23 protein-coding genes are annotated in these 22,894 nt (G+C 67.6%); 15 read left to right on the top strand and 8 right to left on the bottom strand.

Features of this window, described 5'->3' with window-relative positions:
* The first annotated feature begins 126 nt into the window (after positions 1–126).
* Entirely contained in the window at positions 127–2,097 is a 1,971-nt protein-coding gene (asnB, locus tag WS62_RS08690; RefSeq protein WP_066570155.1) for an asparagine synthase (glutamine-hydrolyzing), read from the top strand.
* Positions 2,098–2,148: 51 nt separating this feature from the next.
* On the opposite strand, the gene WS62_RS08685 is transcribed toward asnB, so the two are convergent.
* From WS62_RS08685 to WS62_RS08675, 4 genes are all read right to left on the bottom strand, one after another.
* Entirely contained in the window at positions 2,149–2,601 is a 453-nt protein-coding gene (locus WS62_RS08685; protein ID WP_066570154.1) for a winged helix-turn-helix domain-containing protein, read from the bottom strand.
* A gap of 563 nt (positions 2,602–3,164) precedes the next feature.
* Positions 3,165–3,332 (bottom strand): hypothetical protein, encoded by a 168-nt coding sequence (locus WS62_RS36115; RefSeq protein ID WP_156440910.1) that lies wholly within the window; start codon positions 3,330–3,332, stop codon positions 3,165–3,167.
* A 12-nt stretch (positions 3,333–3,344) separates the two neighbouring features.
* Positions 3,345–5,579 carry a xanthine dehydrogenase family protein molybdopterin-binding subunit gene (locus WS62_RS08680; RefSeq protein WP_066570153.1) on the bottom strand — a complete coding sequence of 745 codons (2,235 nt, stop codon included), beginning with the start codon at positions 5,577–5,579 and terminating at the stop codon, positions 3,345–3,347.
* Positions 5,580–5,582: 3 nt separating this feature from the next.
* Entirely contained in the window at positions 5,583–6,044 is a 462-nt protein-coding gene (locus WS62_RS08675) for a (2Fe-2S)-binding protein (RefSeq protein ID WP_010108435.1), read from the bottom strand.
* 197 nt (positions 6,045–6,241) lie between these two features.
* On the opposite strand from WS62_RS08675, the gene WS62_RS08670 reads away from it, so the two are divergent.
* The 3 genes from WS62_RS08670 to WS62_RS36110 all read left to right on the top strand — a co-directional run bounded on the left by WS62_RS08670 (position 6,242) and on the right by WS62_RS36110 (position 8,198).
* Positions 6,242–7,228: an AraC family transcriptional regulator gene (locus WS62_RS08670; RefSeq protein WP_066570152.1), complete on the top strand. Its 987-nt coding sequence runs from the start codon at positions 6,242–6,244 to the stop codon at positions 7,226–7,228.
* Positions 7,229–7,326: 98 nt separating this feature from the next.
* Positions 7,327–7,758, top strand: a complete 432-nt coding sequence (locus WS62_RS08665) for a nuclear transport factor 2 family protein (RefSeq protein ID WP_066570233.1) — start codon at positions 7,327–7,329, stop codon at positions 7,756–7,758.
* A gap of 158 nt (positions 7,759–7,916) precedes the next feature.
* Positions 7,917–8,198, top strand: coding sequence for a hypothetical protein (locus tag WS62_RS36110; protein WP_156440909.1), 282 nt, complete (start codon positions 7,917–7,919; stop codon positions 8,196–8,198).
* 119 nt (positions 8,199–8,317) lie between these two features.
* On the opposite strand, the gene WS62_RS08660 is transcribed toward WS62_RS36110, so the two are convergent.
* Complete coding sequence (locus tag WS62_RS08660) at positions 8,318–8,674, bottom strand: DUF3564 family protein (RefSeq protein ID WP_066485034.1); 357 nt, start codon at positions 8,672–8,674, stop codon at positions 8,318–8,320.
* 394 nt (positions 8,675–9,068) lie between these two features.
* On the opposite strand from WS62_RS08660, the gene WS62_RS08655 reads away from it, so the two are divergent.
* The 3 genes from WS62_RS08655 (at position 9,069) to WS62_RS08645 (ending at position 12,473) form a co-directional block, all read left to right on the top strand.
* Positions 9,069–10,307, top strand: a complete 1,239-nt coding sequence (locus tag WS62_RS08655) for an SfnB family sulfur acquisition oxidoreductase (protein WP_066570147.1) — start codon at positions 9,069–9,071, stop codon at positions 10,305–10,307.
* A gap of 4 nt (positions 10,308–10,311) precedes the next feature.
* On the top strand, positions 10,312–10,947 hold the full coding sequence (locus WS62_RS08650) for an acyl-CoA dehydrogenase family protein (RefSeq protein ID WP_082720806.1): 636 nt from the start codon (positions 10,312–10,314) through the stop codon (positions 10,945–10,947).
* Between the two features lie 122 nt (positions 10,948–11,069).
* Complete coding sequence (locus WS62_RS08645) at positions 11,070–12,473, top strand: LLM class flavin-dependent oxidoreductase (protein ID WP_066570144.1); 1,404 nt, start codon at positions 11,070–11,072, stop codon at positions 12,471–12,473.
* A gap of 381 nt (positions 12,474–12,854) precedes the next feature.
* On the opposite strand, the gene WS62_RS08640 is transcribed toward WS62_RS08645, so the two are convergent.
* Together WS62_RS08640 and bprR are read right to left on the bottom strand one after the other, a co-directional pair.
* Positions 12,855–14,183 (bottom strand): ATP-binding protein, encoded by a 1,329-nt coding sequence (locus WS62_RS08640; RefSeq protein WP_066570142.1) that lies wholly within the window; start codon positions 14,181–14,183, stop codon positions 12,855–12,857.
* Positions 14,184–14,906 (bottom strand): two-component system response regulator BprR, encoded by a 723-nt coding sequence (gene bprR / locus WS62_RS08635; protein WP_066485021.1) that lies wholly within the window; start codon positions 14,904–14,906, stop codon positions 14,184–14,186. It lies immediately after the preceding gene.
* Positions 14,907–15,141: 235 nt separating this feature from the next.
* Here bprR and WS62_RS08630 point away from each other — a divergent pair, with 235 nt between their 5' ends.
* Both WS62_RS08630 and WS62_RS08625 read left to right on the top strand, forming a co-directional pair.
* Positions 15,142–15,888, top strand: coding sequence for a MipA/OmpV family protein (locus WS62_RS08630; RefSeq protein ID WP_066570140.1), 747 nt, complete (start codon positions 15,142–15,144; stop codon positions 15,886–15,888).
* Between the two features lie 22 nt (positions 15,889–15,910).
* Positions 15,911–17,095 carry an SDR family oxidoreductase gene (locus WS62_RS08625; protein ID WP_066570232.1) on the top strand — a complete coding sequence of 395 codons (1,185 nt, stop codon included), beginning with the start codon at positions 15,911–15,913 and terminating at the stop codon, positions 17,093–17,095.
* 22 nt (positions 17,096–17,117) lie between these two features.
* Here WS62_RS08625 and hpaR read toward each other — a convergent pair whose 3' ends face one another.
* Positions 17,118–17,555: a homoprotocatechuate degradation operon regulator HpaR gene (gene hpaR, locus WS62_RS08620; RefSeq protein WP_066485018.1), complete on the bottom strand. Its 438-nt coding sequence runs from the start codon at positions 17,553–17,555 to the stop codon at positions 17,118–17,120.
* Between the two features lie 165 nt (positions 17,556–17,720).
* Between hpaR and WS62_RS08615 the strand changes: the two genes are divergently transcribed.
* From WS62_RS08615 to hpaH, 6 genes are all read left to right on the top strand, one after another.
* Complete coding sequence (locus WS62_RS08615; protein ID WP_066570138.1) at positions 17,721–18,410, top strand: fumarylacetoacetate hydrolase family protein; 690 nt, start codon at positions 17,721–17,723, stop codon at positions 18,408–18,410.
* Positions 18,407–19,171, top strand: a complete 765-nt coding sequence (locus WS62_RS08610; RefSeq protein ID WP_066570136.1) for a fumarylacetoacetate hydrolase family protein — start codon at positions 18,407–18,409, stop codon at positions 19,169–19,171. Before WS62_RS08615 ends, WS62_RS08610 begins: the two co-directional genes overlap by 4 nt.
* 23 nt (positions 19,172–19,194) lie before the next feature.
* Positions 19,195–20,658, top strand: coding sequence for a 5-carboxymethyl-2-hydroxymuconate semialdehyde dehydrogenase (hpaE, locus tag WS62_RS08605; protein ID WP_066570133.1), 1,464 nt, complete (start codon positions 19,195–19,197; stop codon positions 20,656–20,658).
* 69 nt (positions 20,659–20,727) lie between these two features.
* Positions 20,728–21,576, top strand: a complete 849-nt coding sequence (gene hpaD / locus WS62_RS08600; protein ID WP_066570130.1) for a 3,4-dihydroxyphenylacetate 2,3-dioxygenase — start codon at positions 20,728–20,730, stop codon at positions 21,574–21,576.
* 89 nt (positions 21,577–21,665) lie between these two features.
* The gene (locus tag WS62_RS08595; RefSeq protein WP_066570129.1) at positions 21,666–22,058 is read left to right on the top strand and encodes a 5-carboxymethyl-2-hydroxymuconate Delta-isomerase; all 393 of its coding nucleotides are present in this window, start codon (positions 21,666–21,668) and stop codon (positions 22,056–22,058) included.
* A gap of 23 nt (positions 22,059–22,081) precedes the next feature.
* On the top strand, positions 22,082–22,885 hold the full coding sequence (gene hpaH, locus WS62_RS08590) for a 2-oxo-hept-4-ene-1,7-dioate hydratase (protein WP_066570126.1): 804 nt from the start codon (positions 22,082–22,084) through the stop codon (positions 22,883–22,885).
* The last annotated feature ends 9 nt before the right edge of the window (positions 22,886–22,894 follow it).

Below are 22,894 nucleotides of genomic sequence, written 5' to 3'. Positions count from 1 at the left end.
AGAAAAAAATGACCGCTGCAAGCCGGATTAATTGATGAATATTTTCTTCGTAATATGCGCCCAACCGACGGGTGCAGGGCGTCCGTCAAGCCATATCCTTTTCACTATTCAATCGAGATATTCGTCATGTGCGGAATCAGCGGCTTCGTGGGCCCTGTTGCATGCGCACCGGAGGCAGCCCGCGCGACCCTCGCGCGAATGACGGACAGTCTCGCGCATCGCGGCCCGGACGATACCGGATTGTGGGTCGATCCCGACGCGGGCGTCGCGCTCGGGCATCGGCGCCTGTCGATCGTCGATCTGTCGGAGCATGGGCATCAGCCGATGCTGTCGGCGTGCGGCCGCTACGCGATGACGTTCAACGGCGAGATCTACAATTTCCGCGAGTTGCGCCGCGAGCTCGAACGCGAGCGGCGCGCGCCCGAGTGGCGCGGTCATTCGGACAGCGAAGTGCTGCTCGCCGCGTTCTCCGCGTGGGGCATCGATCGTGCGCTGCAAAAAGCGGTCGGCATGTTTGCGCTCGCGCTCTGGAATCGCGAGTCGCGCGTGCTCACGCTCGCACGCGATCGCATCGGCGAGAAGCCGCTCTATTACGGACGCGTCGGCGGCTCGTTCGTGTTCGGTTCGGAGCTGAAGGCGCTGCGGTGCTTTCCCGGCTTCGGATCGCGCGCGATCGATCGCGACGCGCTGTGCCTGTATCTGCGACACGCGAGCGTGCCCGCGCCGTACACGATCTACGAAGGGATTCGCAAGCTGCCGCCCGGCACGTATGCGCAGCTCGAGAACATCGAGATCGAACCCGCGCCGCGCCGCTACTGGTCGCTCGAGCGCGTGATCGCCGCGGGCCGCGCGAATCCCTTCGACGGCGACGCGAACGCCGCCGTCGCGCAGCTCGATCACGTGTTGCGCGATGCGATCGCGGAGCAATCGGTCGCCGACGTACCGCTCGGCGCGTTCCTGTCGGGCGGCGTCGATTCGTCGGTGATCGTCGCGCTGATGCAGACGCAGACCGCGCAGCCGGTGCAAACGTTCACGATCGGTTTCCACGAGGCAGGCTACGACGAGGCGGGCTATGCGAAGGCGGTCGCGCGGCATCTCGGCACGTCGCACACCGAGCTCTACGTGAAGCCGTCCGATGTGCTCGCGACCGTCCCGCGCATGCCTTCCGTCTACGACGAGCCGTTCGCCGATTCGTCGCAGATTCCGACGCTGCTCGTGTCCGAGCTGACGCGTCGTCACGTGAAAGTGAGCCTGTCGGGCGACGGCGGCGACGAACTGTTCGGCGGCTACACGCGCTATTTCCTCACGCCGCGTCTGTGGGGCCGGCTGCGTCGCGTGCCGGCGTCGGTGCGGATGCGGATCGCGGCCGCCCTGCACGCGCTGCGGCCCGACCACGCGGATCAGATCGCCGCGCTCGTGCAAGGCGTATGGAGCTCGTCCGCGCAGCGCGACGCGTCGCCGCGTGTCGGCGACCGGCTGCACAAGCTCGCCAACGTGATGACGGCGGACAGCCGCACGTCGCTGTACCGGCTGCTGATGTCGTCGGTCCATCATCCGGAGCGCTTCACGCTCGCGGGCCACGAGCCGAAGACGCTGATCGACTCGCCTGGCGCGTGGCCCGCCGGCCTGTCGTTCGCCGAACAGGCGATGGCCGTCGATACGCTCACGTACCTGCCGACCGACATCCTGACGAAGGTCGACCGCGCGGCGATGGCGGTGAGTCTCGAGACGCGGATGCCGTTTCTCGATCATCGCGTCGTCGAGTTCGCGTGGCGGCTGCCTGAGGGGCTGCGCATCCCGGATGCACAGGACAAGTGGCTGCTGCGCAAGCTGCTCTATCGCTATGTGCCGCGGCCGCTGATCGACCGGCCGAAGCAGGGCTTTTGCGCGCCCGTCGGTGCGTGGCTGCGCAACGAGCTGAGCGACTGGGCGACGGAGCTGCTGTGCCCCGCGCGCCTGCGCGACGAAGGCTATTTCGACGCGGCGCGGGTCGATCGGCTGTGGCGGCAGCACCAGTCGGGCCGGATGAACTGGCAGCATCCGCTGTGGACGGTGCTGATGTTCCAGGCGTGGCTCGAGCGGCAGCGCGCCGAGTAGGCCGCCGAGCGCATGGCGGAAGCCGTCCGCGCGGGGCGGCGCGGGCGGCGTTCAGTGATATTCGGCGACGAGCTCGCGGTGCGGCGCGGCGGCCGGGCGCGCGACCGGCGCGGCCGCATCGGCGTCGACGTGCGGTTCGCCGACGCGCGCCGCTTGCTGCCCGTCGTGCGGCTCGACGCGCATCGTCGCCGCGCCGAACAGCACGAGCCGGTAGCCGATCGAATAGATCGGAATGATCCGCATGTTCTTGTCGTAGTCGAGGCCGAGCTTCGAGCGGATGCGCGACACGTGCGTGTCGAGCGTGCGCGACGACACGGCGAGCTCCCGGCCCCACACAGTCTCCTGGATCGCCTGGCGCGACACGACCTTGTTCATGTTGTCGAGCAGGAATTCGACGACGTCGAATTCGCGAGGGGTCAGGTTGACCGGTTCGCTGTCGATCTCGATGATGCGTCGGACGAAGTTGATCTTGATGTTGTCGATATACAGATACTTGCAATCCATGATGATCCTCGCGATTCGCAGATGGATGGGGCGAATGACACGAGGGGCTTATTGCAATTGTCGGGCCAGCTTGGCGCGATGCAGCAGGCAAGCGCTTCGAAAGGTCTTTTTTTATGGCTCAAGTGCATGAATTGACAGCATTTTCATGCGAGCGTCGCTGGCTTGTCATCATGCCTGAAATGTAACAATCTGAAACTGTTTGAAGGTGTGTTACGTAGCACGGGCGCTCGTGTTACGTCGGTGCGAGCGGCGACGTAACACGCGGGGCACGATTGGGGCGGGCGCGGCCGGTCGGGCTTCGGCTGCCGGGGCGGCGCATCGCGGTCGGGGCGGAATCCGCAAGAAGCGCGTCCTTTGGTGTGGCGTCGGACGAGGGCGGCTGGTTGCACGCGCGAGCAGCGGGGGCGCCGAGCCGCCGTTGCGGATTGCGATAACGGTCGACGGCCTTTCGACGATTTGACGAGTGGCGCCGGCGCGCCGGCGCGCGGCGACCGGCTCACAGCCCTTTCGGGACGACCGGCTCACGGCGACCGGTTCGAGACGGCCGGTTCGAGACGACCGGCTCACGGCGATGGGTTCAAGACAATCGATTCGACGCGATCATCTTCAATTGCCGGTTCGACACGACCGTTTCGAGAGCACACGTCGAATATGACCGCTTCAAGAACAACCGTTCCAAAGCGAGCGACCCGCGCGCCGCGCGCGACGGACGGCGCAAGCATGTCTGCCATGCCCGTCACGCGTTACGCGGTGGCTTCCCCGGCAGCGGGAAACGGCAGCGTATGGTGCCGCTTGCCGGTCGCGGCGAAGATCGCGTTCGCGACAGCCGGGCCGATCGGCGCGACGCCCGGCTCGCCGACGCCCGTCGGGGCCTCGCCCGACGGCACGATGTGCACCTCGACCTTCGGCATTTCCGCGATCCGCAGCACCCGGTAGCCGTCGAAGTTGTTCTGCTCGACCTTGCCGTCCTTCAGCGTGATCGCGCTGTGCAGCACCGCGCCGAGTCCGAAGCCGATGCCGCCTTCCATCTGCGCGGCGACGATGTCCGGATTGATCGCGGTCCCGCAATCGACTGCGCAGACGACGCGCTCGACCTTCACGCCGCCATGCTCGTCGACCGACACCTCGGCGACCTGTGCGACATAGCTCTTGAACGCCTCGGCGACCGCGATCCCGCGCCCGCGGCCCTTCGGCAGCGGCTTGTGCGGCTCCCAGCCGGCCTTTGCGGCGGCGAGCTCGAGCACGGCCTTCATGCGCGGCTCGTGCGCGAGCAGGTCGCGGCGGAACAGGTACGGGTCCTTGCCCGCCGCGTGCGCGGCCTCGTCGATGAACGCCTCGACCGCGTACGCGGTGTGCGAGCTGCCGACGACGCGCCACCACAGCACCGGCACGCCGGCCTTCGTCGTCGTCAGCTCGACCGACACGTTCGGCACCGCGTACGGCAGGTTCGCCGCGCCCTCGACCGACGTCTGGTCGATTCCGTTCTTCACCATCACCGGCTCGAACGGCGTGCCGGCGAGGATCGACTGGCCGACGATCCGGTGTCGCCACGCGACGAGCTTGCCGTCCTTCGTGAGCGCCGCGTCGAGCTTGTGGAAGTACATCGGCCGGTAGAGGCCGCCGTGGATGTCGTCCTCGCGGGTCCATTGCAGCTTGACGGGCGTGCCGTTCGCGCCGAGCGCCTTAGCGATCGACACCGCCTCGACGACATAGTCCGACCACGCGTTTGCGCGCCGGCCGAAGCTGCCGCCCGCGTACAGCGTGTGGATCTTCACCTTCGACGGATCGAGGCCTGCGACGCGCGCCGCGTTGCCCTGGTCGATCGTCTGGAACTGGTCGCCCGCCCAGATTTCGCAGTTGTCGGCCGTCAGCTTGACGACCGCGTCGAGCGGCTCCATCGGCGCGTGCGCGAGATAGGGGAATTCGTAAGACGCGGAGATCCGCTTCGCCGCGGCGGCGAGCGCGCGCTCGGCATCGCCGTCGCGGCGCGCGGGCGTGCCGGGGCGCTCGGCGAGCTGCCGATACTCGCGCATCATCGCATCGGAGCTGCGCTTTTCCGCGTTCGATTCGTCCCATTCGACCTTCAAGGCCTCACGGCCCTGCTTCGCGGCCCAGAAGCCCTGCGCGACGACCGCGACGCCGCGCTCCACCTGGACGACCGACACGACGCCCGGCACGGCCTTCGCCGCCGTCGCGTCGAACGACTTCACGGTCGCGCCGAAAAGGGGCGGCCGCTGCAGCAGCGCGACGAGCATGCCGGGCATCGTCACGTCGATCGTGAACTGCGCGGTGCCGTCGGATTTCGCGAGCGCGTCGACGCGCGGCACCGGCTGGCCGATCAGGCGGAACTCACGCGGCGACTTCAGCGTGACCTTGTCGGGCACGGGCAGCGCGGCCGCGGCCGTCGCGAGCGAGCCGTAGGCCGCCTCGCGGCCGCTGCCCGCGTGGCGCACGTAGCCGTCGCGGGTCGTCAGCTCGGCGGCGGGCACGTTCCATTGCGCGGCGGCCGCCGACACGAGCATCGCGCGCGCCTTCGCTCCCGCTTCGCGCAGCTGCATCCACGAATTCGCCATCGCCGAGCTGCCGCCCGTGCCTTGCAGCTTGCCGAACTGCAGGTTCGCGTAGCGCGTCGCGTCGGCGGGCGCGCTCTCGACGCGCACGTCGCGCCAGTTCGCGTCGAGCTCTTCGGCGACGATCGTCGCGATGCCCGTGTACGCGCCCTGGCCCATCTCGACGTGCTTCGCGATCACGGTCACGCTGTTGTCGGGCGCGACGCGCAGGAACGCATTCGGCGCGAACGCGCCGGTCGCGGCGGCGTCCGCGCCGGCAGCGGGCGCGGTGGCGGCGAGCGCCGGGCGGCTCGCGTCGAGCCATTCGAAGCCGATCGTGAGGCCGACCGCCGCGGCGGCGCCGGCGGCCTTCAGGAACGAGCGGCGGGACGCGTGCATCGCGTCCGGGAGATCGAGGTCAGGGGTCATCGCTCAGGCCTTCAAGGTGGCGGCCGCTTCGTGGATCGCGGCGCGGATGCGGGTGTAGGTTGCGCAACGGCAGATGTTGCCGTTCATCGCGGCGTCGATGTCGGCGTCGGTCGGCGCCGCGTTCTGCTCGAGGAGCGCGGTCGCTGACATGATCTGGCCGGACTGGCAGTAGCCGCACTGCGGCACCTGCAGCTTGACCCACGCGGCCTGGACGGCCTTCGCGGGCTTGCTCGCCAGCCCTTCGATCGTCGTCACGCGCTTGCCGGCGACGGCCGCGAGCGGCAGCACGCACGAGCGCACCGCCTGGCCTTCGAGATGCACGGTGCACGCGCCGCATTGCGCGGCGCCGCAGCCGAACTTCGTGCCGTGCAGGCCCGCGTCTTCGCGGATCGCCCAGAGCAGCGGCATTGCGGGATCGGCGTCCAGCGTCAGATTCTTGCCGTTCAGCACAAACGAGGTAGACATGGACAATCTCCGTGGGGAAATCCCGGACTTGGCGCCGGGTGATACCCGGCAGTGTGAGGGACGGACCGCCGCCGCGTTTACACAATCCTGCAAAAATAATGAACAATCCTGCAAATCCCCGAGGGCCGCGTGCGGCGGTTGCATCGTCCGCGCGCGTGCCTGCTACGATCACGACGACCGACGCTTTTTCATTGACGATGGAACAGCGCTACAACACGTTCGACCCCGCCGCGCACGCGGCGTCCCCCCGATCCGATGCGCAGCCGCCGCTCGCGCTGCGCGAAGCCGCACGCCGCGAGCTCGCCGCGCTGATCGAGCGCTTCGCGCCCGTCGACGGTGCGTATCCGAGCGCGATTCCCGCGCTGTCGTTCTTCCGCTGCTCGTCGCCCGCCAACCTCGGCTGCAGCGTCACGCGCGCCGCGTTCGTGTTCGCCGCGCAGGGTGCGAAGCGGGTGACGGTCGCGGGCCAGGCGTACGAATACGATCATCAGCACTGCCTCGTCACGTCGGTCGATTTGCCGATGCTGTCGCAGGTCACGCGCGCGTCGGCCGGTGCGCCGTATCTGTGCGTGAAGATCGCGCTCGATCTGCCGCGGATCGCCGAGCTCGCGGCCGAGATGCGGATGCCGCCGCCGGACGCGGTGCCGACGGGCGAGGGAATCGTCGTCGGCGCGCTGTCCGAGCCGCTCTTCGACGCGGCGCTGCGGCTCGTGCGATTGCTCGATACTCCAGACGACATTGCGATCCTCGCGCCGTTGATCGAAAAGGAGCTGCTGTACCGGCTGCTGACGAGCGGGCAGGGCGCGCGGCTGCGGCACATCGCGGTCGCGGGCAGCCAGACGTACCGGATCGCGCGCGCGATCGAGTGGATCAGGAATCATTACGCGGAGCCGCTCAGGGTCGAGACGCTCGCGCAGCAGGTCAACATGAGCGTGTCGTCGCTGCATCATCACTTCAAGCACGTGACGACGCTGAGTCCGCTCCAGTATCAGAAGCAGCTTCGGCTGCACGAGGCGCGCCGGCTGCTGATCGGTCAGCACGCCGACGTCGGCTCGGTCGCGCTCAGGGTCGGGTACGACAGCCCGTCGCAATTCAGCCGCGAGTACAGCCGGCTGTTCGGCGCGCCGCCGTTGCGCGACGTCGTGCAGTTGAGGCGGCGCAACGGAATCGGCATGCAGGAATGACGTGAGGTTCGCGCATTCGATCGGACACGAGACGCCGGTCTCGATTCGGGGGCATGTCACGTGGCGAGGGACGTGCGTCTCATTCGATTCGCATGGTCATGCACGCATCTGCGCGCGAGCGATGCGACGATACGAACATGAATATGGACATCGAAATGGCTGTCGACGTGGTGCGCGAGTTCTGGCGCTTGATGAGCACGAACGATTTTCACGCGGTCGCGGCCGTGCTCGCGGACGACTTCGTGCTCGAATGGCCGCAATCGAACGAACGCGTTCGCGGCGCCCGAAACTTCGCGCTGCTGAATAGCGAGTACCCGGCGCATGGACCGTGGATGTTCACCGTCGGCCGCTTGATCGGCGACCAGCACGAAGCCGTGTCCGATGTGTCAGTGACCGACGGCGTTCAGCGAGCGCGGGCGATTTCATTCTTCACGGTGGTGCATCGGAAGATCGCGCGCATCGTCGAATTCTGGCCCGTGCCGTACGATGCGCCATACGATCGCTCGCATCTCGTCGAGCCGATCGAATAAGCGAAGCGGTATGACGGGCGTGACGCGTCGGATTGCATCGGATCGTGTCGCGCGGTCGCGAATTGCATGCGCACGTGCATGTATGTACGCGCGACATGCGCATCGAATGATGCGATGCGGACTGCGAGAAAATCAAGCGCTCGCTTCAGGAGGGCTCGATGAATCACGCGTTGCGAACGGCCGCGCATGGGCGCGCGCAAGCCTCAAGCGCAAGCCTCAAGCGCAAGCCTCAAGCGCAAGCCTCAAGCGCAAGCCTCAAGCGCAAGCCTCAAGCGCAAGCCTCAAGCGCAAGCCTCAAGCACAAGCCTCAAGCACAAGCCTCAAGCACAAGCCTCAAGCGCAAGCCTCAAGCGCAAGCCTCAAGCGCAAGCCTTGAAAACGCACGCCACCAATGCAAAGCGGCGTTCGCCTGGTCTGCGAACGCCGCTCTCGACGTGTGATGTGTCGTGGTGGTTTGGAGGGGCGACTTCCGATCGACGTGTCCGATTCGAAAATCGATCGCGTGGCCGATCGTCCCGCGCGGTACTCGGCGATGCGTTGCCGGACGCGCGCGCCGCGTTCAGCGCACGACGGTGAAGCCCTGATGCTCGGGCTGGAACGACTCCGAGTCGACCGCCTGCAAGCGCCACGCGCCTTGTGGGCGCTTGCCGCCGAGGTCAGCGGTGCCATGCTCTTCGTCTTCGGACGACGGCTGTACGTTCGAGAACGACAATCCTTGCAGCCGGCACAGCGCTTCGCCGCTGTCGGCCGAGCACAGCGCAATCGCGCCTTCGACATCCTTCACTTTGCCCCACGTCGGCAGATCGATGCCCTGATGCGCTTCGCGTGACCACAGGTGCTCGTCGGTGTCGAGCCACAGGACCGCGAATTGCTGCGCAGAAGAATCGCTGCCATTGATTCGAATGGTGAGGCGCATGCTTCGTCTCCTTTCGAAGGTTAGCCGGTGAGCTTTCCCAGTCTAGGTGGATTGACGCGGAACGCAAGAAGCGTTGCGAAAAGATTGACGCGGGTCACATCGTCCGGCACTGGACGATGCGCGCGAAACTGATATGAGCGTAGCGTGCGCGCGCGGACTCTTCTGCGCAATCAGGTGTTTTCATGAGCGATGCATGCACACGCGTGTCATATATGATCCGACCTCGTTGCATGCGGGTGCGTCGATTTGCCGCCCGCATGCGGTCCGCATGCCACCAATGCGGCGCGCGCGATGCGCATTTTCTGCGGCCCGGAATAACGATTCCCGAATCGATCGGTTGGTCGCGGCGAGCCCCGTTGATAGATTGGTCCCTTGTTCCTCAACGGAGACACGCATGTCCGCGATCTATGAGACGACAGTCCAACCCGCGCGCGATGCGTCCGCGCGAGACGCGCATCCAATCGCGAGCGACGCCGAGGCGCTCGACATCGCGCGCACGCTCGCCGCGCGGCTCGCACAAGGCGCTGCCGAGCGCGATCGCGAACGCCGGTTGCCATACGACGAAATCGACTGGTTCTCGCAATCGGGCCTGTGGGCGATCACGGTGCCGAACGCATACGGCGGCGCGGGCGTGTCGCACGTAACGCTGACCGAGGTCGTGAAGATCGTCGCGGCCGCGGACCCGTCGCTCGGCCAACTGCCGCAGAACCATTTCGGTCTCGTCGACGTGATCGCGCTCACGGGCACCGACGAGCAGAAGCGCTTCTTCTTCGGCGAGATCCTGAAGGGCAAGCGCTTCGGCAACGGCTTCTCGGAAAAGGGCACGAAAAACGTGCTCGACCTGAAGACGAAAGTGATTCGCGACGGCGACGGCTATCGCGTCGACGGCACGAAGTTCTATTCGACGGGCGCGCTGTTCGCGCATTACGTGCCGGTGCTCGGGATCGACGACGACCGCAAGGGCTGGCTCGCATACATTCCGAAGGGCACGCCGGGGCTTTCCGTGATCGACGACTGGTCGGGCTTCGGCCAGCGGACGACCGCGAGCGGCACGGTCAAGCTCGACAATGTGCGCGTGCCCGCGTCGCACGTGTTTCCCGCGCATCGCGTATCGGACCAGCCGACGCTGAACGGTCCGCTGTCGCAGATCATCCAGGCGGCGATCGACGCGGGCATCGCGCACGCGGCGCTCGACGATACGCTGCGCTTCGTGCGCGAACGCTCGCGACCGTGGATCGACAGCGGCGTCGAGCGCGCGGTCGACGATCCGCTGACGATTCGCGAGATCGGGCGTCTCTTCATTCAACTGCACGCGGCCGATGCGCTGCTCGAGCGCGCGGCGCGCACGCTCGACGCGATCGCCGCGCAAAGCGAGATCGCCGAGGACGACGTCGCGCGCGCATCGGTCGCGGTCGGCGAGGCGAAGGTGCTGACGACCGAGATCGCGCTGCTCGCGAGCGAGAAGCTGTTCGAACTCGCCGGCACGCAGGCGACGCTCGCCGAGCACGGCCTCGATCGCCACTGGCGCAACGCGCGCACGCATACGCTGCACGATCCCGTGCGCTGGAAGTACCACCTCGTCGGCAACTACTATCTGAACGGCGTCGCGCCCGCGCGCCACGCGTGGAACTGAGCCGATGAACGCCGTCACGCAATCGTCCGTCGCGCGCGCGGCGCGGCGGATTTCGAACGATGCCGAGGCGATCGGCGCGGCCCGCACGTTCGCGGCGACGATCGCGCCCGACGCCGCCGCGCGCGAGCGCGAACGCCGCCTGCCATACGCGGAGCTCGACGTCTATTCGGCGACGGGCCTCTGGGGCATCGCGCGCGCCGCGTTCGCCGACGCGCGCCGCTTCGTGCGCGAGCGCGCGCGGCCGTGCATCGACAACGGCGTCGAGCGCGCGAGCGACGATCCGCTGACGCTCGAGCTCTTCGGCACGCTCGCGGTGGATCTCGACGCGGCCGGCGCGCTGACCGAGCGCGCGGGCTCGCGCGTCAACGCGGCGATCGACGGCGCGAACGCGCGCACGGTCGCGGCCGCGTCGATCGCGGTCGCGAAGGCGCGGGCGGCGACGACCGAGATCGCGCTCGCGGCGTCGTCGCGTCTGCTCGAACTCGCGGGCACGCAAGGCGCGCTCGCCGAGCACGCGCTCGATCGCCACTGGCGCAACGCGCGCACGCACACGCTGCACGATCCGGTGCGCTGGAAATACGTCGCGATCGCCGACCACTATCTGAACGACGCGCTGCCGCCGCGCCACGGCGCGCTGTGACGCGCGACCGCGCATCGACCAGCACAGAGCAGCACCGACCGGCATCGAGCACCGACCCGCATCGAGCACCGACCGGCATCGAGCACCGACCCGCACCGACCGAATCGAGAGACCGCTCCACCATGACCCGTCAGATCCGTTTCAACGCCTTCGACATGAATTGCGTCGGCCACCAGTCGCCGGGGCTTTGGGCGCATCCGCGCGACGAGTCGTGGCGCTATCGCCAGCTGAGCTACTGGACCGAGCTCGCGCAACTGCTCGAGCGCGGCAAGTTCGACGGCCTGTTCATCGCCGACGTGCTCGGCATCTACGACGTCTATCAGGGCAGCGGCGAAGCGGCGATCCGGCAGGGCGCGCAAGTGCCCGTCAACGATCCGATCCTGCTCGTGTCCGCGATGGCGGCCGCGACGCGGCACCTCGGCTTCGGCATCACGTGCTCGCTGTCGTACGAGCATCCGTATCCGTTCGCGCGGCGCATGTCGACGCTCGATCATCTGACGGGCGGGCGCGTCGGCTGGAACGTCGTCACGTCGTATCTCGACAGCGCCGCGCGCAACCTCGGACTGTCGCAGCAGACGAGCCACGACGAGCGCTACGCGATCGCCGACGAGTATCTCGACGTCTGCTACAAGCTGTGGGAGGGCTCGTGGGAGGACGGCGCGGTCGTGCGCGACGCCGCGCGCCACGTGTTCGCCGAGCCGTCGAAGGTCCATCCGATCGGCCATCACGGCCGCTATTACGACGTGCCCGGCATCCATTTGTGCGAGCCGTCGCCGCAGCGCACGCCGGTGCTCTATCAGGCGGGCGCGTCGAAGCGCGGCAAGGACTTCGCCGCGCAGCACGCGGAGTGCATCTTCGTCGCCGCGCCGTCGCGGACGATCCTGAAGGCGTTCGTCGCCGACATCCGCGAGCGCGTGAAGCAGTTCGGCCGCGATCCGCACGACGTGCTGATCTTCAACCTGCACACGGTGATCACGGGCCGCACGTCGGCCGACGCGCACGCGAAGCACGCCGACTATCGCCGCTACGCGAGCGACGAGGGCGCGCTCGCGCTGATGTCCGGCTGGACCGGGATCGACCTGTCGAAGTACGACCTCGACGCGCCGCTCGCGCACGTCGAGAGCAATGCGATTCAGTCGGCGGTCGAGGCGCTGTCGAGCGCGGATCCGACGCGCAAGTGGACCGTGCGCGAAATCGCGCGCTGGGGCGGCATCGGCGGACTCGGGCCGGTGTCGGTCGGCGATCCGCGCGAGATTGCCGACGATCTGCAGTCGTGGGCCGACGAAACCGGCGTCGACGGCTTCAATCTCGCGTATGCGGTGACGCCGGAGACGTTCGTCGACGTCGTCGAGCTCGTCGTGCCGGAGCTGCAGCGGCGCGGCGTCTATCAGACCGACTACGCGCCGGGTACGCTGCGCGAGAAGCTGCATCGCGCGGGGCCGCGGCTCGCCGCGCCGCATCCGGCCGCGCGGTATCGCGTCGGCGGCGAACACGCGGTCGCGCAGCGCGTCGCGGCGGGGGAGTGAGAGCGCAGCGGCGGGGCGCCGTCGTCGCTCGGCGGCGATGCGGTCGATGAATGGTTCGACGCGGCGTCGCGTGATCGCGGATTCAACGGCAGACCGAGTGGGGAATCGGGTGGCAATACGAACGGCGAAGCGAGCAGCCAGACGGACGGCGAAGCGAACGGCAAAGCGAACGGCAAAGCGAACGGCAAAGCGAACGGCAAAGCGAACGGCAAAGCGAACGGCAAAGCGAACGGCAAAGCGAACGGCAAATCGGCGCCGCCAAGCGGATGCCGCGCGTTTCGAGGAAGCGACGCGCGTCGACCCGACGCATCGCTAGCCGCTTTCGCGAAGCGGCCGGCGCGATTCATGGCGAATCGCCGCCTCCGCCACGGTCGACTCGCGTCAAGTCACCCGCTCCCGCGCCATCTGCTCGCGAGCCGGCATCTCGAGCGCCGGCAGCGTGATCACGAAGCGCGCGCCGCCGGTCGGCGCATCGCCGAGCCGCACGTCGCCGCCGTGCGCGAGCGCGACGCGCCGCACGATCGTGAGCCCCAACCCGAAGCCGCCTGTCTGCCGGTCGCGGCTCGAATCGAGCCGATGGAACGGCTCGAACACGCGGTCGCGATCGGCGGCCGGAATGCCGGGGCCGTCGTCGTCGACCGTCAGCACGAGCGCGCCCGCTTCGCCGAGCGCCGCTTGCAGCGAGATCGTCGTCGCCGCGTAGCGCATCCCGTTGCGGATCAGATTCAGCAGCGCGCGCGCGACGAGCTTCGCATCGCACACGTGGCACGCGGGCGCGCCGTGCATCGATACGTCGAACGTGAGGCTGCGATCGGCGATGTCGTTCGCGACGCTGCCCGCGACACTGTCGACCAGCTCCGCGACCGTCACCGGCATCAGCACGAGGTGTCCTTCGCCTTGCTCGAGCCGGCCGATCGTCAGCAATTCGGTGACGAGCTCGTCGAGCTCGCGCACGTCGCGGCGCAGCGCCTCCTGCCGTTCATGCATGCGCCCGGTCGCGTCCGGCGACGCGAGCAGCGCGAGGCCGAACTCGAGTCGCGCGAGCGGCGTCTTCAGTTCATGCGAGATCCCGTGCATCATCTCGCGCTGCCGCTGGATCGACGCTTCGATCCGCTGCGCCATGTCGTTGAACTGTTGCGAGAGCCCGTAGATGTTCGACTTGCGCGATAGCTGCGCGCGCGTCGACAGCCGGCCGCCGCCGAATGCGCGCGCGGCCGCCTCCAGCTTGCGCAGATCGCGCCAGTGGTAGTGAATCCACAGCGCGACGGCGAGCAGCGTCGCGAGCGCGACGGTCAGGTACGCGTAGATCTGGATATCGAGGCTCGGCGGCTCGTTCGGGTGCGCGTGCAGCACGGTGCCGTCGACGAGCGGCATGAAATAGTCCTTGCCGTCGTAGCTGATCGTGATCTCGCCGTGATCGAGGTCGCGTTGCTGCTCGGCGCTCAGCAGCTTGCGGGCATCGTCCATCGAGATGAATTCGAAGCCCTCGTCGCCGTGCTTCGCGAGCTCGCTCAACGCGTGCTTGCGCTCCGGACCCGGATGGCGCTCGAGATAGTCGTTCAGCACGAACGCGTAGGTGGCGAGCGTCTCGCGCGTCGCGCTCGAGATGCGCGCGTAGAAGAACCGGTCGAACGACGTATTGATGAAGATGATCGCGGCCGCGGCGCAGATGACCACGACGAGATACAGCCTGACGAGCGAGCGCAGCATTCAATCGTCCCAAGCGGAAGGGCTGAACAGATAGCCGCGTCCCCAGATCGTCTTGATCTTGTGCGGCTCGGACGACGCGTCCTCGAACCGGCGCCTCAGCTTCGAGATGCCCGAGTCGACCGAGCGGTCGAGACCGTCGAACTCGATGCCGCGCAACTGCTTCATGATGTCGTCGCGGCTCAGCACGGTGCCCGCCGCGCGCGCGAGGATCAGCAGCAGGTTGAATTCGGCCGTCTTCAGGTCGACGGGCTCGCCGCGCCACGTGACCGTGCGGTTCGGCGGCGAGATCGTCAGCTCGCCGAACACGAGCGCCTCGCTCGCCGGCGTGTCGACGGGCGCGCCCGGCTGCGTGCGGCGCAACAGCGCGCGGGCGCGCGCGACCAGCACGCGCGGCTCGATCGGCTTCGTCACGTAATCGTCGGCGCCCGTCTCCAGGCCGGCGACCTGGTCGTAGACGTCCGAACGCGCGGTCAGGATCAGCACCGGCACGTTCGAGAACGCGCGGATTCGGCGGCACACTTCCATGCCGTCGAGATGCGGCAGCATCAGGTCCAGAATCACGAGCGCGGGCTGGTGCTCGCGCACGGCCGCGACGGCGAGATCGCCGCGCCGGATCACCGTCACCGAGAATTCGTAGCTGTCGAGATACTCGCGGATCAGCTGCGCGAGGCGGTCGTCGTCTTCGATCAGCAGCACCCGATATTTGAGCGGGACTTCGTTCATGGTCTCCTCGGAATGGTTCTGCACGCGCGCGTGGGCGCGGGCAGGGCACGCGCATTCTAGCCGCGCGCGCCGTTTGTCGGGGTCGGCTGTAACAATCGCCGACAATCGAACACAAATCCGCACATATTCCCGAAACTTTCGGGACAGATTCGCGCGGCGCACGAACCTAGACTGCGGACTTCCCGACTCTTCCCCCGACATCGTGAGCCCGTCCATCCGCTCTCTTCGCTATTGCGTGCCGTTCGCCGGCTTGATGTCGGTTGCGCCCGCGCATGCGGAAAACGTCTATACGCTCTCGATCGGCGGCGGCTTCATGCCGCGCTATGCGGGCAGCGACCAGTATCACGGCGTGGTCGCGCCGTTGTTTTCCGCGAACTTCGACAATGGCTTCTTCATCGGCCCGCTCGACGGCGTCGGCTACAAGCTGAAGCTGCCCGGCGACGCGTTCGTCGCGGCTGCCGTGACCTACGATCCGGGCCGCGCGGACGAGAACCGCTACGGCCTGCCGGGCTCAAACTACCTGAAGGGAATGGGGCGCGTGCCGGGCTCGGTGCTCGTCGCGGTGCGCGCGGGCGTGAAGCTGTACGGCGGCAGCATGCTGAGCGTGACGGTCGATACGCCCGTCACGCAGACGTCGCGCGGCGTGTCCGGGCACGTCGAGCTCGCGGTGCCGGTGTTCAGCGCCGGGCGCAACGAAGTCGTCGTGACGGGCTCGGTGCACGCGGCGTCCGGCAGCTACACGCAGACGTTCTATGGCGTGACCGACGCGCAGGCGGCCGCGACCCGCTTCGCGCCGTACTCGACGAAGGGCGGCATCGACAGCGCGTCGATGTCGGCCGCGTGGACCTACGCGTTCTCGAAGCACTGGTCGGTGAACACGAGGGCGGGCGTCACGCATCTGCTCGGCCGCTACGGGAACAGCCCGATCGTGCAGCAGAAGACCAACTACTTCGGGCTGTCGTCGTTGACTTATCGTTTTTGATTTTGAAGAGGAGGTGGCCATCGTGCTGATCTGGAAAACCGCGCTCTCGCTGACCTGGCGGGCGGGCCTCGTGTCGCCCGCGAGCGCGCCCGCCGCGGCCGCGCACGTCGACCGGGTCGTGCTGACCGGCGCGACCGGTTTCATCGGCGGCGCGGTGCTCGTATCGCTCGTCAATGCCGGGCTGCTCGATCGCGTCGTGTGCGTCGTGCGCGCGTGCGACCGCGCGCACGCGCTCGCGCGGCTGCGCGCGGCCGCGCTCAGGAGCGGCCTCGCGCCGTTCTGGGCGGAGCGGCTCACCGAAGCGAACGTGATTGCGGGCGAGCTCGACGGCGCGTTCGCCGACGTCGACGCGGCGCGCCTCGCGTCGGCGTCGCACGTGATTCATTGCGCGGGCGTCGCGTCGCTCGCCGACGCTCCGGTCGTCAACGAGACGAACGTCGACGCGACGCTGCGCTTCGCGCGCCGTTTCGCGGGCAGCCGGCGGCTGCAGCGTTTCGTGCACGTCGGCGCGGCGTTCGCGTGCGGGATGAAAGGGCGCAGCACGGTTTGCGAGGACGACGCGCCGACGCGCGGCCGCGAGGTCGACTTCGTGCCGTATACGCGCGGCAAGCGCGACGCGGAAGCGCAACTGCGCGCGCTCGGCCTGCCGCTCGTCGTCGTGCGGCCGTCGTGCGTCGTCGGCCATACGCTGCTCGGCACGCAGCCGTCGGCGAGCACGTTCTGGATGTTCCGGATCGTTCACGCGGCGCGCCGCTTCACCGCGCGGCCGATGACGCGCATCGACGTGGTCGCGGTCGACGACTGCGCGCGCGCGCTGATGCTGCTCGCGCTGAAGCCGTCGCTCGCGCACGACACGTATCACGTATCGGCGGGCGACGAAGCGCCGACCGTCACGCAGATCGTCCGCGCGATGGACGAGGCGGTGGGCCTCGGCGACGAGCCGCGCTACGCGCTCTGCTCGTCCGCCGAGTTTCCGTCGATCGCGCGCGACGTGCTCGGCCGCCGCGACGTCGCGTGCGCGCGCGTGATCGAGCGGGCGTTGCAGTCTTACGCGGCGTTCGCCGAACTCGACTACGTGTTCGACAACGCGCGCGTGCGCGACGAGATCGACTTTGAACCGCTGCCGTTCGTCGACTACGTGAACGAGTGCATGCGCACGTCGCGCGGCGTCGACGTGCTCGCGCAGATGCCGCGAGCGGTCCGCTGACGGCGCGCGCGGCGGCCGCGCGTCACGAGCCGCCGACTTCGATCAGCTTGTCGAGCGCCGCGTACACTTCGCCCAGCGCGTCCGCGCCGAAGCGCTGCTCGATGAGCCGGTACTGCTCGTCGATGCGCGGACTGATCTGCGTGACGAGCTGACGACTCTGCGGCGTCAGGCTGACGATCAGCCTGCGCTGATCCTCCTGGGCGCGCGTGCGGCGAATCAGGCCGTCGCGCTCCATCCTCTCCAGCACGCCCGTGAGGCTCGGGCTCAGGATGCAGCAGCGCCGCGCGATCTGCCCGGCTTCGAGCTCATGAGACGGTTCGCCGTCCAGCACGCGAATGATCCGCCATTGCTGCTCCGTCAGCGCAAACTCCTTGAGGATCGGCCGGAACCGGCCCATCAGCGTTTCGCGGGCCTCGAGCAGCAGCATGGCCAGATTGCGATGATCGAACGTACGATTCATGAGGTTCCTGGAAGGACGGTTGATCCATCAATCTTAGCAGGGCGAAAATCGTCGGGGACCGCCTTATCGAGGTTATCAGGGTTATCGCGGTTGTTCTTTTCCCGGGCTGTAGTTAATATGTTAAGTAATTGACCCGGCCGCGCGACGCGGCGGAGGATGAATCGTATGGAGCTGTCTCTTGTCGCCGCTGGCGCGACCGTCGACACGGTGCGCATCGGCACGGTCTACGGCGCGTTGCTGAACGACCGCGGCGCGCTCGCGGCGCTCGGCGACGCGGTGCATGCGCCGCCGTACAACAAGCCGCCGCAGGCGCCCGTGCTGTACGTGAAGCCCGCGAACACGCATGCGGGCGACGGCGCGGCCGTCGTCGTGCCGGCGGGCGTCGATGCGCTCGAGATCGGTGCGACGGTCGGCGTCGTGTTCGCGCGGCGCACGACGCGCGTGCCGGTCGAACGGGCGCTCGACTTCGTTATAGGTTTTACGCTTGCAAGCGACGTGTCGGTCCCGCATCCCGATTATTATCGGCCGGCGGTACGCTTGAAGTGCCGCGACGGCTTCTGCCCGCTCGGGCCGGCGATCGTTGCGCGCGCAAGCATCGGCGATCCGGACGCGCTCGCCGTGACCGTGCGCGTCAACGGCGAGCGGCGCTACGAGGCGAGCACCGCGAATCTGATTCGCCCCGTCGCGCAGTTGATCGCCGACGTGTCGGCGTTCATGTCGTTCGACGCGGGCGACGTGCTGCTCGTCGGCGTCGGCCCGAACGCGCCGCGCGCGGCGGCGGGCAGCGCGATCGAGATCGAGGCGCCGGGCCTCGGCGTGTTGCGGCATACGTTGATGGCGGAGGACGCACGATGAAGACCGCACGCGTAGTATTCAACGGCGCGCTGCACGCGGCCGAGCCCGCGGGCGAGGGGCGCGTGCGGCTCGATACCGGGCGCGTGCTCGCCGAGACGGACGTCTCGTGGCTGCCGCCCGTCGTGCCGCGCACGACGTTCGCGCTCGGCCTCAACTATGCCGATCACGCGAAAGAGCTCGCGTTCAAGGCGCCGACCGAGCCGCTCATTTTCCTGAAGGGACCGAACACGTTCGTTGGCCATCGAGCGCGGACGGTGCGGCCGGCCGATGCGACGCACATGCACTACGAGTGCGAGCTCGCGGTCGTGATTGGCCGCGAGGCGCGCAACGTGAAGCGCGCGCAGGCGCTCGACCACGTGCTCGGCTACACGATCGGCAACGATTACGCGATCCGCGATTATCTCGAAAATTATTACCGACCGAACCTGCGCGTGAAGAACCGCGACACGTGCACGCCGCTCGGGCCGTGGCTCGTGACCCGCGACGAGATCGGCGATCCGATGAATCTCGCGCTGCGCACGACGGTCAACGGCGTGCAAACGCAGCGCGGCAACACGCGCGACATGATCTTCGACGTCGCGTCGCTGATCGAGTACATCAGCGGCTTCATGACGCTCGCGCCCGGCGACCTGATCCTGACCGGCACGCCCGAAGGGCTCGCCGACACGAAGCCGGGCGACGAGGTCGTGACCGAGATCGAGGGCGTCGGCCGGCTCGTCAACACGATCGTCGGCGAAGCGGATTACTATCGCGTCGGCTGAGGCCGTCGCACAAGGAGAGACGCATGAGCATCAAGCACTGGATTGGCGGCCGGGAAGTCGAAAGCCGAGAGACGTTCACGACGTTCAACCCGGCGACGGGCGAGCCGATCGCCGAGGTCGCGTCGGGCGGCGCGGAAGAAATCGACGCGGCCGTGCGCGCCGCGAAGGAAGCATTCCCGAAGTGGGCGAACACGCCGGCGAAGGCGCGCGCGAAGCTGATGCGCAAGCTCGGCGAACTGATCGAGCGCAACGTGCCGGCACTCGCCGAACTGGAGACGCAGGACACCGGCCTGCCTATCTCGCAGACGAAGAAGCAGCTGATCCCGCGCGCGTCGGAGAACTTCCACTTCTTCGCCGAAGTGTGCACGCAGATGAACGGCCGCAGCTATCCGGTCGACGACCAGATGCTGAACTACACGCTGTATCAGCCGGTCGGCGTGTGCGCGCTCGTGTCGCCATGGAACGTGCCGTTCATGACCGCGACGTGGAAGACCGCGCCGTGCCTCGCACTCGGCAACACGGCGGTGCTGAAGATGTCGGAGCTCTCGCCGTTGACGGCCGACCAGCTCGGCCGCCTCGCGCTCGAAGCCGGCATTCCGGCCGGCGTGCTGAACGTCGTGCAGGGCTACGGCGCGACCGCGGGCGATGCGCTCGTCCGGCATCCGGACGTGCGCGCGGTGTCGTTTACGGGCGGCACGGTGACGGGCAAGCGGATCATGGAGCGCGCCGGCCTCAAGAAATATTCGATGGAGCTGGGCGGCAAGTCGCCCGTGCTGATCTTCGACGACGCCGATTTCGACCGCGCGCTCGATGCGTCGCTCTTCACGATCTTCTCGATCAACGGCGAGCGCTGCACGGCCGGCTCGCGGATCTTCGTGCAGCGGACGATCTACGACAGGTTCGTCGCCGAGTTCGCGCGCCGTGCGAACAGCCTGATCGTCGGCGATCCGGCCGACGAGAACACGCAGGTGGGCTCGATGATCACGCGCGCGCACTGGGAGAAGGTGACGGGCTACGTGCGGCTCGGCATCGACGAAGGCGCGCGGCTCGTCGCGGGCGGCCCGGACAAGCCGGCGAACCTGCCCGCGCATCTCGCGAACGGCAACTTCGTGCGGCCGACCGTGTTCGCCGACGTCGACAACCGGATGCGGATCGCGCAGGAAGAGATCTTCGGGCCGGTCGCGTGCCTGATTCCGTTCGACGGCGAGGAAGACGGGCTGCGCCTCGCGAACGACACGCCATACGGCCTCGCGTCGTACATCTGGACGCAGGACGTCGGCCGCGTGCATCGGCTCGCGCGCGGCATCGAGGCGGGGATGGTGTTCGTCAACAGCCAGAACGTGCGCGATCTGCGCCAGCCGTTCGGCGGCGTGAAGGAATCCGGCACCGGCCGCGAGGGCGGCGAATACAGCTTCGAGGTGTTCGCCGAGATCAAGAACGTCTGCATCTCGATGGGCAGCCATCACATTCCCCGCTGGGGCGTGTGACGTCCGCGGACAACGAACGATACGCCGCGCGCCGGCGCCGTTGGCCGGCGACGCGGCAGGAGACTCACGATGGGAAAGCTGTCACTCGCCGCGAAGATCACGCACGTGCCGTCGATGTATCTGTCCGAGTTGCCGGGCAGGCATCACGGCTGCCGTGCCGAGGCGATCCGCGGTCATCAGGTGATCGGCGAGCGCTGCCGCGCGCTCGGCGTCGACACGATCGTCGTCGCCGACACGCACTGGCTCGTGAACGCCGGCTATCACGTGAACTGCAACGGGCATTTCGGAGGCGTCTACACGAGCAACGAGCTGCCGCATTTCATTCGCGACATGCGTTATGAATATCCGGGCAATCCGGCGCTCGGCCATCTGATCGCCGCGACCGCGAACGAGCGCGGGATCGGCACGCGCGCGCACGAGATCGACAGTCTCGAGCTCGAGTACGGCACGCTCGTGCCGATGCGCTACATGAACGCCGATCAGCACTTCAAGGTCGTGTCGATCGCGGGCTGGTGCATGTGGCACTCGCTCGACGAGAGCCGGCGCTTCGGCGAGGCGCTCAAGCACGCGATCGAAGCGAGCGATTCGAACGTCGCGTTCTTCGCGAGCGGCTCGCTGTCGCATCGCTTCAACGACAACGGCAGCCCCGAGGCGGCGATCCACATGATCAGCCGCGAGTTCTTCAAGCAAGTGGATCTGCGCGTCGTCGAGCTGTGGAAGCAGGGCGATTTCGCGACGTTCTGCAAGATGCTGCCCGAGTACAACGAGCACTGCTACGGCGAAGGCGGCATGCACGACACCGCGATGCTGCTCGGCCTGCTCGGCTGGGATCGCTATGACAAGCCGATCGAGATCGTGACCGACTACTTCGCGAGCTCGGGCACCGGGCAGATCAACGCGATCTTTCCGCTGGCGTGAACGCCATGAATGCCGTGCGCGCCGTGCGCGCGTCGCGCGCCGATTCGCTTCGGACGCCGACGCAATCCTGAAGAATACGGAGAGCCGACATGCCTCACATCATCGTCGAATACACCGCGAACATCCGTGATGACGCGCGGATTCCCGTGCTGCTCAAGACGGTCAACGAGACGCTGATCGCGCAGGGCGGCGTGTTCCCGACAGGCGGCATCCGCTCGCGCGCGATCGAGCTGCAGGATTACTGCGTCGCCGACGGCACCGCCGACGACGCGTTCGTCCACGTGACGTTCAAGATCGGCTCCGGGCGCGACGAGGCGACGAAGAAGGCCGCGTGCGACGCGCTGTTCGACGCGATCAAGGCGCATTTCGCGGCGCTCTACGCGCGGCGCTCTCTTGCGCTGTCGATGGAGCTGACCGAGTTCAGCGAGACAGGCTCGTACAAGCACAACAACATCCACGCGCGCTACAAGCGCAGCGCGTGATTCCAACCCCGACAACGACGACCATGCTAGATTCCGCCACCATCGAGTTGCTCGCCCGCCGGCTGCACGTCGCCGAGCGCGAGCGCAGGCAGATTCGCCAGATCTCGCTCGACTATCCGGACATCACGATCGACGACGCGTACGCGATCCAGCGCACGTGGGTCGGCATGAAGCTCGCCGAAGGGCGCGTGCTGAAAGGGCACAAGATCGGCTTGACGTCGAAGGCGATGCAGTCGTCTTCGCAGATCGATGAGCCCGACTACGGCGCGCTCTTCGACGACATGTTCTTCGAGGACGGCGCGACGATTCCGACGCGCCGCTTCATCGTGCCGCGCGTCGAGGTCGAGCTTGCGTTCGTGCTCGGCAAGCCGCTGAAGGGGCCGAACTGCACGGTGTTCGACGTCTATGACGCGGTCGACTACGTCGTGCCCGCGCTCGAGATCATCGACGCGCGCAGCCAGTCGATCGATCCGGACACGAAGCGTCCGCGCAAGGTGTTCGACACGATCGCCGACAACGCGGCGAACGCGGGCGTCGTGCTCGGCGGGCGTCCCGTGCGGCCGATGGACGTCGACCTGCGCTGGGTTGCGGCGATCATGTCGCGCAACGGCGTCGTCGAGGAGACGGGCGTCGCGGCGGGCGTGCTGAACCATCCGGCGAACGGCGTCGCGTGGCTCGCGAACCGGCTCGCGCGCTTCGACGTGGCGCTCGACGCGGGCGAGATCATTCTCGGCGGATCGTTCACGCGGCCGTGCGCGGCGAAGAGCGGCGACACGTTCAGCGTCGATTACGGTCCGCTCGGCGCGATCCATTGCTACTTCGAGTGACGGCCGACG

Source organism: Burkholderia sp. ABCPW 14 (assembly GCF_001523835.1).
GTDB classification, from domain to species: domain Bacteria; phylum Pseudomonadota; class Gammaproteobacteria; order Burkholderiales; family Burkholderiaceae; genus Burkholderia; species Burkholderia mayonis.
The sequence above is the reverse complement of the archived record's forward strand: the minus strand, read 5'-3'. Positions and strand labels throughout refer to the sequence as shown.

Bases quoted from the DNA above. Each gene is read 5' to 3' on its own strand.
- WS62_RS08640 (WP_066570142.1), bottom strand. From the start codon at position 14,183: ATGCTGCGCTCGCTCGTCAGGCTGTATCTCGTCGTGGTCATCTGCGCC.
- WS62_RS36115 (WP_156440910.1), bottom strand. From the start codon at position 3,332: ATGGCAGACATGCTTGCGCCGTCCGTCGCGCGCGGCGCGCGGGTCGCT.
- WS62_RS08655 (WP_066570147.1), top strand. From the start codon at position 9,069: ATGTCCGCGATCTATGAGACGACAGTCCAACCCGCGCGCGATGCGTCC.
- hpaR (WP_066485018.1), bottom strand. From the start codon at position 17,555: ATGAATCGTACGTTCGATCATCGCAATCTGGCCATGCTGCTGCTCGAG.
- WS62_RS08670 (WP_066570152.1), top strand. From the start codon at position 6,242: ATGGAACAGCGCTACAACACGTTCGACCCCGCCGCGCACGCGGCGTCC.
- WS62_RS08650 (WP_082720806.1), top strand. From the start codon at position 10,312: ATGAACGCCGTCACGCAATCGTCCGTCGCGCGCGCGGCGCGGCGGATT.
- hpaH (WP_066570126.1), top strand. From the start codon at position 22,082: ATGCTAGATTCCGCCACCATCGAGTTGCTCGCCCGCCGGCTGCACGTC.
- WS62_RS08660 (WP_066485034.1), bottom strand. From the start codon at position 8,674: ATGCGCCTCACCATTCGAATCAATGGCAGCGATTCTTCTGCGCAGCAA.
- WS62_RS08680 (WP_066570153.1), bottom strand. From the start codon at position 5,579: ATGACCCCTGACCTCGATCTCCCGGACGCGATGCACGCGTCCCGCCGC.
- WS62_RS08610 (WP_066570136.1), top strand. From the start codon at position 18,407: ATGAAGACCGCACGCGTAGTATTCAACGGCGCGCTGCACGCGGCCGAG.
- WS62_RS08615 (WP_066570138.1), top strand. From the start codon at position 17,721: ATGGAGCTGTCTCTTGTCGCCGCTGGCGCGACCGTCGACACGGTGCGC.
- WS62_RS36110 (WP_156440909.1), top strand. From the start codon at position 7,917: ATGAATCACGCGTTGCGAACGGCCGCGCATGGGCGCGCGCAAGCCTCA.
- WS62_RS08595 (WP_066570129.1), top strand. From the start codon at position 21,666: ATGCCTCACATCATCGTCGAATACACCGCGAACATCCGTGATGACGCG.
- asnB (WP_066570155.1), top strand. From the start codon at position 127: ATGTGCGGAATCAGCGGCTTCGTGGGCCCTGTTGCATGCGCACCGGAG.
- WS62_RS08675 (WP_010108435.1), bottom strand. From the start codon at position 6,044: ATGTCTACCTCGTTTGTGCTGAACGGCAAGAATCTGACGCTGGACGCC.
- WS62_RS08685 (WP_066570154.1), bottom strand. From the start codon at position 2,601: ATGGATTGCAAGTATCTGTATATCGACAACATCAAGATCAACTTCGTC.
- bprR (WP_066485021.1), bottom strand. From the start codon at position 14,906: ATGAACGAAGTCCCGCTCAAATATCGGGTGCTGCTGATCGAAGACGAC.
- WS62_RS08645 (WP_066570144.1), top strand. From the start codon at position 11,070: ATGACCCGTCAGATCCGTTTCAACGCCTTCGACATGAATTGCGTCGGC.
- hpaD (WP_066570130.1), top strand. From the start codon at position 20,728: ATGGGAAAGCTGTCACTCGCCGCGAAGATCACGCACGTGCCGTCGATG.
- hpaE (WP_066570133.1), top strand. From the start codon at position 19,195: ATGAGCATCAAGCACTGGATTGGCGGCCGGGAAGTCGAAAGCCGAGAG.
- WS62_RS08665 (WP_066570233.1), top strand. From the start codon at position 7,327: ATGCACGCATCTGCGCGCGAGCGATGCGACGATACGAACATGAATATG.